Genomic DNA, 10,669 nt, shown 5'->3' on the forward strand with positions numbered 1-10,669 from the left:
ATGGTTAATCAACAGGCGTGGGCTTATACATATGTATGCACTTATATCCCTACGCTGGCATTATCCAACAGGTTCACACGGTCTACGACGGTTTAGTCGTACTCTCAGACTGCTTCCACAGGCTCCCGTTATATTTTTAAAAAATCGTGTTTATTTTAATCGAAATTTAGGCGCTTATGTCCAGTATTCCTTATGTATAGAGGGCAATAATTTTTGAAATAATATTGCCCTAAGAAAAAAAATTATGCTTCTGCATACCATAAGCGTTTCTTGCTTCGGATCAAGCTCGTGTTGTCTTTCCAGCAATTGACCGAAAATGACCTCCTTAACGGCTTTTTACGAGGAGCTGAATCGCTTCCTTAACAAGTTTATCTGTATCTCCACCAGCTTCTTGCTCTTCCAATATACAACGTTGCAGATTCTCTGCTACGATTTGGGCAATCGCTTTATCGGATGCGTTGCGTACGGCAGATAACTGGCTTACTACGTCCTTGCAGGACTGTCCTTCATCCATTAAACGAAGCACCCCACGCACCTGACCCTCAATTCTTCTCAGGCGCGTTTTCAGTTCATCACTATAATTGTAATCCATAAGGTATAGACTCCTTTTTGATTTAATCATATACATGTATAGGTATATTATAAACCAAAAAAATAATTAGGACACCCTAAATGAATAGATTTACCTTGCCCTGCGAAGCATCCCCCAGGTAGGCAGCTACTCCGGCATATTCCAAACCGTCCATCAGCTCTCCCTGTTGCAGTCCTAGCAGATCCATGGTCATAGTACAGGCCACCAGCTTGATCCCCTGCTCTTGCGCCAGCTCAATAAGCTGAGGAAGGGAAAGCGCATTATGCTTTTTCATGACATGCTTGATCATCTGCGGTCCGAGTCCTGCAAAATTCATGTTGGATAATGCAAGCTTTTGGGGTCCGCGCGGCATCATCCAACCAAAGGCTTTTTCGAGTAGTCCCTTATTCGTGCGTACGAGTTCCTCCTTACGCAGCGTATTTAGCCCCCAAAACGTAAAGAAGATGGTCACTTCATGGTCGTAAGCTGCCGCACCATTCGCGATAATAAATGCAGCGATAGCCTTATCCAGCTCCCCGCTGAATAATACGATGGTTGTTTTTTGCTGAGTATGTTCCTGATTCATCCTGTATGCTCCTTTTCACTACAACTTTCTTATTTAAACTCCTAATATGGAACTCCAAATCTTAATGGCAGTAAGAAGGATCAATACCACTAAACTGTATCGCAAAATAACTGGATTGATTTTCGCACTCCATTTGGAACCCAGAGGTGCGCCGATCAAACTCCCCAATACCGTAAAAGTAGTTACGATAACCGGAATATGGCCCCTTGATATTTTGCCAATCACACCGCCAATGGTGGAAATGAACACAATAGCGAGTGAGGATGCAATGGTCGTTCGGGTAGGAATCTTGAGCACGGTTAACATAATGGGAATTAAAATGAATGCCCCTCCTGCCCCTACGACGCCTGATACGATACCGACCAAAAAGGCGGACCCCACCGCGATCCATTTGTTAAACGTAATTTCGCTTGTGGATTGTTCGGATCCCCCTTTATTTGGTATAAGCATGAGTACGACGGCGATCATCGCCAGCACCCCGTAAATGATATTGATCACCTGTTCATCCAGAAAATGAGACACCATTCCGCCGATCAGACTTCCAAGCATAATGCTTGTGCCCATATACAAGACAAGTCCCTTATGCACAAGGGGAGGCTCGTCTTTTTTACTGCGAAAGGCTAATACCCCCGCCAATGAAGCAAAGAAGACCTGAAACATGCTAATCGTGGACACTTCTTGCGCCGAAAAATGCGCTACATCCAAGCCAGTCGGGACAAAAAGCAATAACGGATAATTGATAATGGCTCCGCCTATACCCAGCAAACCGGAAAAGAATGATCCGATCAGACCCAGAAGCACCATAACTCCATACAGAAATATATCCATCATGCACCTACTTTAGTTGTCATGTATGGCACAGCGGTTAGGCCCCATTTCCATGTCTTGTTGTTCTTCTTCCGTTGGTGTTATTTTCCCCATGCCCAATCCTCCGCTTTCCCCGCCAAATCAGGACGGCCAATGGATTGAATGAACAAAATGTCTCCGGTCAGCAGAAATTGCTGATCCACAATGAGGGATGTGCTGCCGATGGTATGACCAGGAGAGTACACTGGCTGGATGTTAATCGTTGTGTTACCAACCGTAATGGCATGGCCATCTTCCAGTTTGGCATAATCAAAAGTCAGCTCTTCAGCGTCTTTGGATGGTAGCCAGTAGGTTGCCCCTACGCTCTCTGCCAGCTTTTTGCCTCCCGAGATATGATCTGCATGTAGATGAGTGTCTATTGTATGTGTGATTTGGGCTCCTTTTTCGCGGGCAAATTGTTCGAAAACATCCGTCATCCGCAGTGTATCCACGACAGCCGCTTCTCCTTCGGAAATGATCATGTAGGAAAGACAGCCTTTGCCGATTCGAACGAATTGAAATAGTTCTCCGCCATTCTGGAGTTCAGCGACTTTGACAGGCTCCAGATATTCACTCCAGCTTTTCATCCCTCCTTGAAGGTAAAATAGTTGGGTCCGGCCGGCTGCAACCAACTGTTCTGCGACAAATATAGAAGACCCTTCCTTGGCGCAGATGACTAGTACTGGTTCATTATCCGGAATTTGCTCCAGTACATGGTCAACGTCATCCAGTAAATCGAAATACGGAAGGTTGATAATCTCAATCTGTTCGCCCTCCACCTTCCAATTGTTAAAATCACTTTCGTTACGGACATCTACGATAAAGAGATGTTCATTATTTAAAATGATTTTAGTCAATTCCTGCGCTGTCATGGCGCTGATTCCTGTTGTCGTAGTCATATGGTTTTGCTCCCCTCAGTCGCACCTGTCCATGCGGATATGCCTAAAAGCACATTTTTGACGTTTTGGGCGCCTTTGGCTGCTAATTGCTGGCAGGCCAGATCACTACGGATTCCAGTTCGGCAAATCACTACGATTTCGCCATCTACATTTAGCTCACCGAGTCTGCTTTCCAGTTCTCCAAGAGGAATGGATTTTGAGCCAGGGATACGTTTGAAAGCAAATTCCGCGGGTTCACGGACATCCAGCAACGTTATTTTCTCGTTTGCGGATAGTTTCGTCTGCAATTCTTCGTGGCTTATTGTCCATGGAAAGGTCTGTTCTTGCTTCGTTTCATCGGGATTGGATTTACGTAAATAATGCTGCATGACATCTCCCGATTGAAGAGTGCCCAAATATTGATGTCCGGTGTTTTGGGCCCAACTCTGTAAATCGGCTAATGAGCCTTTGTCCGTGGCTTGAATTTCAATAACCTGCCCGGCATTGAGCTCATTCATAGCTTTTTTCGTTTTGACAATGGGCATGGGACAAGCAAGTCCTTTACAATCCAGAATTTGATCTGCTTGGATATTAATTGATGACATTGTACATACCTCCGCTTATTTTTTTGAGGGGAATGTAATCTAATTTCTATTATACGTATACCCCTATGGGTATTAGAATAGCGAATAACATACTATTTGTCAACCTAGGCCATGCATGATCCCAGCGAGCATGAAAATGTAATAGCAATTGCTCAGACAAATAAGTCGCCTCCAGGATGGTTACGGAAGCGACTCTTATTTATTATCCAATTATGGTGTCATCGAGTTAAAATACAATCTGACATAGTTGATTTTTTGTGTTTTTGTCTGATAAGAAAATACTAGATACTGATCCAGCCCGGAAGCATTTTTGATCGTATAACTGGCTTCAGCGGTACTGGGTACGTCTTTGGAGGTATAATTCGTTTCGGTCGGCTTACCCAGTTCTTTAAAGACTTGGTTGATGAGCAGCTTTGTATAAGATGGATCGGATGATGTAATCTCCGTAACTTTATCGCTTCCATCCAATACAATTTCCGTATGATGCTTGGCATAGCTCCGCAGATGGCCAGTAGAGCCTGACTCGGATTTACCCCACAGCTCGAACAAAAGATCACTGCCCGTTCCCAAACCAAGACCCTTGGGCAAATTCGGAAGCGTCCCCTGCTTGGCTTCATTGAGTATGCTTGCTGAGAAACTGTGTTTGTTATTAGTTAGGGCATTGGATGGCGCTGCACTGCTGGCAGATGACTGACGGGCCGAAGCTGAGCCTTGCTCAGACCCCTTTCCGGTATCTTTGGAATCTGCTGCACTCTTACTATTATCGTCCGTTTGCTGTACCGAAGAATTGGTAGATGGTGCAACCGCACCTTCCGTAATTGGAGCAGTTGATTTTGCTTCTCCGCTATTACCGCATCCGGTGATGGCAGCGAAACTTATAGCCATCAAAGCGGTAGCTGTGATTAGCTTATAGGGCAGCTTTTTTGGTTCATGTGGTTGATATGAATGTTTCATCATGAGATCACTCTTTCCTTGTTTCAATGAGGTACAAACCAAGTGTAACCGAACCACATTTCCAGAATACCTCTACTTATTTCCAACTTGTAAACAAGGACATTGAGGATCATCCAACATACACTATTTACGATCGTACGATCCTAGCTGTTGTTTAGAAAAAGGGTAGGGAGAATTACTGTTTTTCAACCATATATTCCCTTTTATTATGAATATATATACAGCAAGAGTAAAGTAGATCGTCCCCCAGATCCAGTCTGTTAGGGTCGGTGCATTGTACTTCAATATATCGTGAATGTACCAGATTCCAACTGGAACATGCAGGAATACTGCCGTAAACAAGCCAGGGTTATATAAGGTTTTTGCTTTTATATTCACAATGCCGTGCCAGACTACCTGGAAAAAGCCCATAAAAACAGGTGCGAGTCCAAGCCATATCACGTGTGGAAATAATACCGGAAGTAAATAAAACACATAGGCAATCACCACATTAATAATCATGGCTGATTGGGTGTTTAAGGGGTAGCGATCTGGGGCTTCACTTTTAAACATGACGTTGTTAAACAAACCGGCAAAATATCCAGGCCAGCGATACTCCTCAAATTGATGAAAAAGGATGGCAACAAAGCTTAACCATAGCATTCCCGTTATATCCGAAAAAATGGCTCTGTTCATAAATAAACCAAAACATACGACCACACCGATGATCGCCCCTGCGTCCTGCCAGTATTTTCTCAGAAGATTCATAGTATTCACTCCAGTCATTTATTATTTGAGCATTTTGCAAAATCCTCATTTATCAAAATATCTATCAAACAACAGGTTTAATTGTTCCTCGATTGAAGGCATTTCCACAGCCGTTCCAGATTCAAGAATCGGGCTCATTAATGCGGGAAGAAAAATAGCCCCGAATATTTGCAGCATCATCGCTAGCAATCGTTCTGGCTGTTGCTCACCAGTAAGCTCCTTGATCGTACTTTGCACCTTGGGGAATCCCATCATGTTTAAAAACCTTCCGTATTCCTGTTGGGATGCGAAGGGCGTGCTGCCCATGACAATGACGCGTGAGAGAAGCTCCGGGTATTGCCGAATGACCTGTAAATAATCAAACAAAAATTGTTTCAGTCGATCTTGGGGTGGGATCGCTGTATGGTCCAAAATAGAAAAGGTGTGCTGAAATCCACTTAATATCACCTCAATGGCTTCACTGAGCAGATTTTCCTTAGAGCCAAAATAGTAATTAACCAGAGAAATATTGGTGGTCGACAGGTCGGCAATTTTCCTGATTGTAACGGCCTCGAAGCCTTCCTTTTTAATGAATTCAAGCGCAGCGTGTAATATTTTTTCCTTGGTTTGTTGTTTTTTGTCTGCATGATTCATGGTTATCCTCCTCTTAACTAGTCCATTCAAAGTAGATTGAATAGGCCAGAATTATAAAACTAAAACAATATTTTAAACATAGTTTAAATTTATGTTTGAACTCAGTTTAGCACTTTATATTTTGCAATACAAGCGCAGTTTGATATTTAGCATATACAAAAACCCGCAAACGAATAAGATCGCTTGCGGGTTGCTTTAATCGAGATTGAGAATAGGTTTAAATCGCCCAATTTCCTTTGCGGAACACAGCCTCTGTACTGCCGTCTTGTAGCTCGCCGTCAATATCCAGCTCAGCCGAGCCGATCATAAAGTCAACATGGGTCAGGCTGACATTGGCACCGTTCTGGAGCAGCTCTTCCCGGTTCATTTGTGTTCCTTTTTCGAGGTTAAACGGATACGCACTGCCGAGCGCCAAGTGACAGGAGGCATTTTCATCAATCCCTGTGTTGTAAAAGATCCGATTGAGATTGGAAATCGGTGAATCGTGCGGCACCAGCGCAACTTCACCCAAATAGCTGGCCCCTTCATCCGTAGCCAACAAATTCGTCAAATGCTGCTCACCGGATTCTGCTGTATATTTGGTAACTTTGCCATCCTTAAAGGTAAATGTGATGCGATCCACCAGCTGTCCGTTCAAATTTAACGGCATCGTGCTGGTGACATAACCATTTACACCTGTACGTTTAGGCATTGTGAACACTTCTTCTGTCGGCATATTAGCCACGGTATAAATTCCTTGGGCGTTTTCACCACCGCCTCCGCGCCAAATGTGTCTTTCGGCCAGTTCGATTCTCAAATCTGTTCCGGGTGCGCGATAGTGTAGACTTTTATAGTTTTTATGATTCAGCTTATTTTGTAGCTGTTTGAGATTATTTAGATGGCCCTGCCAATTTTGAATAGGATCAGAGCCGTCTACACGATTCATTTGGAAGATTGTATCCCACATGACTCGAATGCGGTCCTTCTCTGCTACATCGGCAAATACTTTATCGGCCCAAGCCTTCGTCGGTGCTTTAATCAAACACCAGCTAATCTTAGCATTCCGCGTATAGTGAGCATAGCCTTCTCTCGCCGTAGCCGCCGCCTTTGTCGCACGAGAAACGTGTTGCGGATCAATGCCTTGGTACAGATCAGGGTTCGGCACCTTAATCGTTAGCGTGGCTCCACCCTCTTCGGCGAATTTCTCCATCATTTCTGCCTTCCAAGCTGGATAGTAATCAAAGCTGGCTTCGTCACCATGCTCAAAACGGCTGCGCGTAATCTGATCGTCCTCGAACTCCACCTGCACATATTTGGCCCCTGCTTCATAGGCTTTGCTAACAATCAGCCGCGTAAATTCGACGGTTTCCAGTGGTGCAGTGACCAAAAACACCTGTCCGGGCTGGATGTTGACCCCTACTTTTACGACAAGCTCTGCATATTGCTCCAGCAATGCTTCAAATGAACTCATTTTCCCACGCTCCTGTTCCGCATTTCATGATATTTACAATCTACAATTACAGTACAGACTGCTTCTCCAGTTCACGCAGCTCCACTCTTCTTATCTTACCCGAGCTGGTTTTGGGAAGCTCCTGAATAAACTCTATTTTTCGTGGATACTTGTAAGGTGCTGTCGATGCTTTTACATGATGTTGCAGTTCCTTCACCAACTCCGGTGATCCTTCTACTCCGGCTTTGAGTACAACGTAGGCTTTTACAATATGTCCCCGGATTTCGTCAGGACTGGCTACGGCAGCACACTCCTGTACAGAGTCATGCTTCATGAGCGCTTCCTCCACTTCGAAGGGACCGATGGTATAACCGGAGCTAATAATGATGTCGTCACCGCGTCCTTCAAACCAGAAGTATCCATCCTCGTCCTTGCGCGCCCGGTCTCCTGTAACAAAATAGTCTCCATGGACACTGACCCCTTTGCGCTCTGGATCCAGGTAATACGTATGGAATAATGCCGGCAGATCAGCACGCACTGCAATATCGCCCACTTGGCCCGGAGCCAGCGGAACACCGTCCTCGTCTACGATCTCAACCAGTCCTGGCGCAATGGATTTTCCCATTGAACCTGTGCGCAAAGGTGCGTCCTTCAAATTACCGATAATCAAAGTGCTTTCCGTCTGGCCGTAACCGTCACGAATCGTAATGTTGAACTGATCCTGAAACTTGTTAATGACCTCCTGATTAAGAGGTTCTCCCGCAGAAACTGCGCTGCGCAATTGGGACAGATCATATTGATCCAGACCGTCTGCTTTCGCCATAATCCGGTATTCCGTCGGGGTACAGCACAACACTTGAATTCCGTACTGCTGCATGAGCTGTAAATATCGACCCGGACGAAACGAACCATGATATACGAATCCAGTCGCTCCATTGCCCAGTACGGATAAAAACGGACTCCAAATCCATTTTTGCCAGCCTGGCGCAGCTGTAGCCCATACCGTATCCGAGGCTTGGATATCCAGCCATGGGGATGTAATTCGCAGATGGGCATATCCCCAGCCGTGGCTATGTACGACACCCTTTGGGTTTCCTGTGGTCCCGGAGGTATAGGCCAGAATTGCCATGTCATCCCGGTGTGTTTTCACAGCTTCAAAGGTATCTTCCTGTCCTGCCATCAGCTCATTCAGCGCCAGCCAACCGGGTTCGGCTACCGTGTCGTCGCTGGAAACCGCGATACGGTAATCTAGGGAAGGCAAATCCCCGTCTACTTTGTTCACCTCACCAGTAACTCCGGTCCAAGCAATCACCCCGCGCGCTTCCGAATGGCGAAGTCGATAGGCAATATCCTTGGCCCGCAGCATTTCGGAAGAAGGAATGACGGCAAGTCCCAGCTTTAAGCATGCCAGGTAAATCACATACGCAATAATGCGACGTGGTACTATGACCAGAACCCGGTCTCCTTTGTTAAATCCCAGTCCTGCGAGCCCTCCTGCCAGTCGATTAGCCTTTTTGAGCAGCTCACCATAGGTAATTTCCTCGTAGTCTCCTGTTTCGCTTAACCACTTGATTGCTGCTTTGCCAGCGTCATGGTGCTCCATTTCCGCAGTCATATTGTAATATTCAGGCGCAAGCCATTGCTGTTGATCTGTCAAATTGTACATTCCCCTTTATACATAAGATGAAAGCTACGATATAATCTTATTATAACACGTCCTAGTACCAGGTTCTAAATCCAGAATTATTTTTTTGGAAAAACAAAGTCCGTAGAAGCGAACGACAAAAAGAAAGAGCCTGGTTTCAGACTCCTTCTCTCTGCTGCTATAGAGCTTTTAAAACTGAAGCTCCACTAATGTAGAAGCCACTTCTTGTCCGTTTACCAGCAGTATAATACGGTGTGCGCCCGGATAATGTCGGCGGGTCGTCAGTTCTGCAAAACGGTGTGTCCGCATACCTGCAAGACGAGTTCCTCCGGGAACGGTTTTGTCGGAAAGCAGAAATAATTTACGCGAGACTTGTCCTCTTGCCTTTACAAAGTCGATGCCATATTGGATGCGAACTCGCACCGGGTCTCCTTCCCGAAGTTGAAGCGCGTAGCTCAGCTCACAGCTATTCCCGAGCTTCAACACAGCCGGATCGGCGGTAAAAGATGCTTCCGTGACTAACGGGGACTCGTTCGTTTCTTCGGCATAGCCAAACAGCGCCATTACCTCGGGGCTGGACTTGCGAATCAGAGATCTACAGCCGTGACGTACGATCCAGTCGGTGTCGGGATGCGAGCCTTTCCAGCGTTGAGCTGTTGCAATGACCGTTTCGGGATGGTCCTTGGCGATGTCGTTCAGGTTGTTGGCTACACTTTTACGTACATACAGTGAGGGATCGGCTTTCAACAGCTCCAGCAAGGCCAATACCGGAGCAGGATCGCGCTTAAATATAGGTAACGCTTGCCCCCACGGCAGCCGTGGACGACAGCCTTCGCTGGCAAGACGGCGAACGTGCTCGCTCGGGTGCCCCGCCCAGACCGTCATCTGGCGCATCATTCGTTCCGGTTCACGCAGCAGGAAGGGTCTCACGGCAAACTCCGCAGATGACTTCCGGGTGAAACGCTCCAGCGCTTCCATGGAAAGCGTCCAGTGTTCTTCTCCCTGTCCATACACCTCCACAAAATCCGGAAAGAATAGGTACGGGAAACCCCTGCAATGCTCGTCAATGGCAAAAAGGATAGCCAAGGCATCTTCATAACGACTTGGCAAGAACGTTCCCAATGTTAGCGAAATCCGACGCATCCGGGCTTTTAGCTCCAGCTCATTCCACGTCTGGTCCATGACTTGATGGATAAATCCCTGGGTATCAAATGAGCTATACGCCGTTTGTACTCTTTCACCGAACAGGCGAAGAAAATCCTCTGTGTACATATTTTTTAAAGGTTCAGCCATCTTGTATCTCCTTTTGTGTCTGAATATAAACGATAGATTCATACCTTCGTCTATGATAACCATAAACGACGCTCCAACACCAGCACCAAAATGATCTGCCTCGACGTGGCGAAGCTAGGCATACTAAAAATGCCAGGCCCTGTGATAAGGACCTGACATTTTGCATGCGTGGCTTATGAATTGCGGGGAAGCACTCCCAGGGTGAAAAGTTTCTCATTCAGTTCTTGGGTGGTCTTATTTATTGAGAGTCACTTCGTTCCGAGACAGAGGCAAACCAGAGTTGCTTTTGATCCGGAGTCAGCGCAATAACGGTTTCTGGAACGCCCACTGCTTCAGCCTCTGGAGGTACGGTTACAGGTAAAGATTGCTTGCCCGGACCCGGGCCGTTCCCATTCGGGGGCGTGTCCGGTAAAAATCCCCCTTTGCGCAGCTCGTTCACGCTATCCTTGACCGCTTGTACAATTCGCCCAATATCTTCCTCC

The 10,669-nt window shown here is 46.1% G+C and carries 11 protein-coding genes, 1 pseudogene and 1 riboswitch; all 12 genes and pseudogenes read right to left on the reverse strand.

Translation table 11 applies throughout. The annotated features are described in order from the left end of the window. Positions 1 to 29 precede the first annotated feature (29 nt). A riboswitch (TPP riboswitch) is annotated at positions 30 to 139 on the reverse strand. A 186-nt stretch (positions 140 to 325) separates the two neighbouring features. Then, positions 326 to 592: a metal-sensitive transcriptional regulator gene (locus ACIFQM_RS00345; RefSeq protein ID WP_044645886.1), complete on the reverse strand. Its 267-nt coding sequence runs from the start codon at positions 590 to 592 to the stop codon at positions 326 to 328. Between the two features lie 76 nt (positions 593 to 668). Continuing rightward, positions 669 to 1,157, reverse strand: coding sequence for a DsrE/DsrF/DrsH-like family protein (locus tag ACIFQM_RS00350; protein WP_430043106.1), 489 nt, complete (start codon positions 1,155 to 1,157; stop codon positions 669 to 671). Positions 1,158 to 1,190: 33 nt separating this feature from the next. Then, the gene (locus ACIFQM_RS00355; RefSeq protein ID WP_430064747.1) at positions 1,191 to 1,985 is read right to left on the reverse strand and encodes a sulfite exporter TauE/SafE family protein; all 795 of its coding nucleotides are present in this window, start codon (positions 1,983 to 1,985) and stop codon (positions 1,191 to 1,193) included. A gap of 95 nt (positions 1,986 to 2,080) precedes the next feature. Beyond that, positions 2,081 to 2,902 (reverse strand): annotated as a pseudogene (locus ACIFQM_RS00360) (MBL fold metallo-hydrolase); the annotation flags it as partial. Continuing rightward, positions 2,899 to 3,486 (reverse strand): sulfurtransferase TusA family protein, encoded by a 588-nt coding sequence (locus ACIFQM_RS00365; protein WP_430043104.1) that lies wholly within the window; start codon positions 3,484 to 3,486, stop codon positions 2,899 to 2,901. The pseudogene ACIFQM_RS00360 and the gene ACIFQM_RS00365, both read right to left, overlap by 4 nt. A 210-nt stretch (positions 3,487 to 3,696) precedes the next feature. Next, positions 3,697 to 4,440, reverse strand: a complete 744-nt coding sequence (locus tag ACIFQM_RS00370) for a DUF4309 domain-containing protein (protein WP_430064749.1) — start codon at positions 4,438 to 4,440, stop codon at positions 3,697 to 3,699. Between the two features lie 123 nt (positions 4,441 to 4,563). Next, positions 4,564 to 5,187, reverse strand: coding sequence for an HXXEE domain-containing protein (locus ACIFQM_RS00375; RefSeq protein ID WP_430047082.1), 624 nt, complete (start codon positions 5,185 to 5,187; stop codon positions 4,564 to 4,566). 45 nt (positions 5,188 to 5,232) lie between these two features. Further along, positions 5,233 to 5,820: a TetR/AcrR family transcriptional regulator gene (locus tag ACIFQM_RS00380; RefSeq protein WP_430043100.1), complete on the reverse strand. Its 588-nt coding sequence runs from the start codon at positions 5,818 to 5,820 to the stop codon at positions 5,233 to 5,235. A gap of 217 nt (positions 5,821 to 6,037) precedes the next feature. Next, the gene (locus ACIFQM_RS00385; RefSeq protein ID WP_430047080.1) at positions 6,038 to 7,270 is read right to left on the reverse strand and encodes an aminopeptidase; all 1,233 of its coding nucleotides are present in this window, start codon (positions 7,268 to 7,270) and stop codon (positions 6,038 to 6,040) included. A 46-nt stretch (positions 7,271 to 7,316) separates the two neighbouring features. Next, positions 7,317 to 8,906 carry an acyl-CoA synthetase gene (locus ACIFQM_RS00390; RefSeq protein ID WP_430043095.1) on the reverse strand — a complete coding sequence of 530 codons (1,590 nt, stop codon included), beginning with the start codon at positions 8,904 to 8,906 and terminating at the stop codon, positions 7,317 to 7,319. A gap of 177 nt (positions 8,907 to 9,083) precedes the next feature. Then, positions 9,084 to 10,187, reverse strand: coding sequence for a hypothetical protein (locus ACIFQM_RS00395; protein ID WP_430047077.1), 1,104 nt, complete (start codon positions 10,185 to 10,187; stop codon positions 9,084 to 9,086). Positions 10,188 to 10,425: 238 nt separating this feature from the next. Next, positions 10,426 to 10,669 (reverse strand): hypothetical protein (locus ACIFQM_RS00400; RefSeq protein WP_430047076.1); only part of this gene is annotated, 244 nt, incomplete at its 5' end.

It is taken from the genome of Paenibacillus sp. NRS-1782, assembly GCF_050467685.1.
Classification (GTDB): domain Bacteria; phylum Bacillota; class Bacilli; order Paenibacillales; family Paenibacillaceae; genus Paenibacillus; species Paenibacillus terrae_A.

Bases quoted from the DNA above. Each gene is read 5' to 3' on its own strand.
- ACIFQM_RS00395 (WP_430047077.1), bottom strand. From the start codon at position 10,187: ATGGCTGAACCTTTAAAAAATATGTACACAGAGGATTTTCTTCGCCTG.
- ACIFQM_RS00385 (WP_430047080.1), bottom strand. From the start codon at position 7,270: ATGAGTTCATTTGAAGCATTGCTGGAGCAATATGCAGAGCTTGTCGTA.
- ACIFQM_RS00370 (WP_430064749.1), bottom strand. From the start codon at position 4,440: ATGAAACATTCATATCAACCACATGAACCAAAAAAGCTGCCCTATAAG.
- ACIFQM_RS00345 (WP_044645886.1), bottom strand. From the start codon at position 592: ATGGATTACAATTATAGTGATGAACTGAAAACGCGCCTGAGAAGAATT.
- ACIFQM_RS00350 (WP_430043106.1), bottom strand. From the start codon at position 1,157: ATGAATCAGGAACATACTCAGCAAAAAACAACCATCGTATTATTCAGC.
- ACIFQM_RS00375 (WP_430047082.1), bottom strand. From the start codon at position 5,187: ATGAATCTTCTGAGAAAATACTGGCAGGACGCAGGGGCGATCATCGGT.
- ACIFQM_RS00380 (WP_430043100.1), bottom strand. From the start codon at position 5,820: ATGAATCATGCAGACAAAAAACAACAAACCAAGGAAAAAATATTACAC.
- ACIFQM_RS00365 (WP_430043104.1), bottom strand. From the start codon at position 3,486: ATGTCATCAATTAATATCCAAGCAGATCAAATTCTGGATTGTAAAGGA.
- ACIFQM_RS00355 (WP_430064747.1), bottom strand. From the start codon at position 1,985: ATGGATATATTTCTGTATGGAGTTATGGTGCTTCTGGGTCTGATCGGA.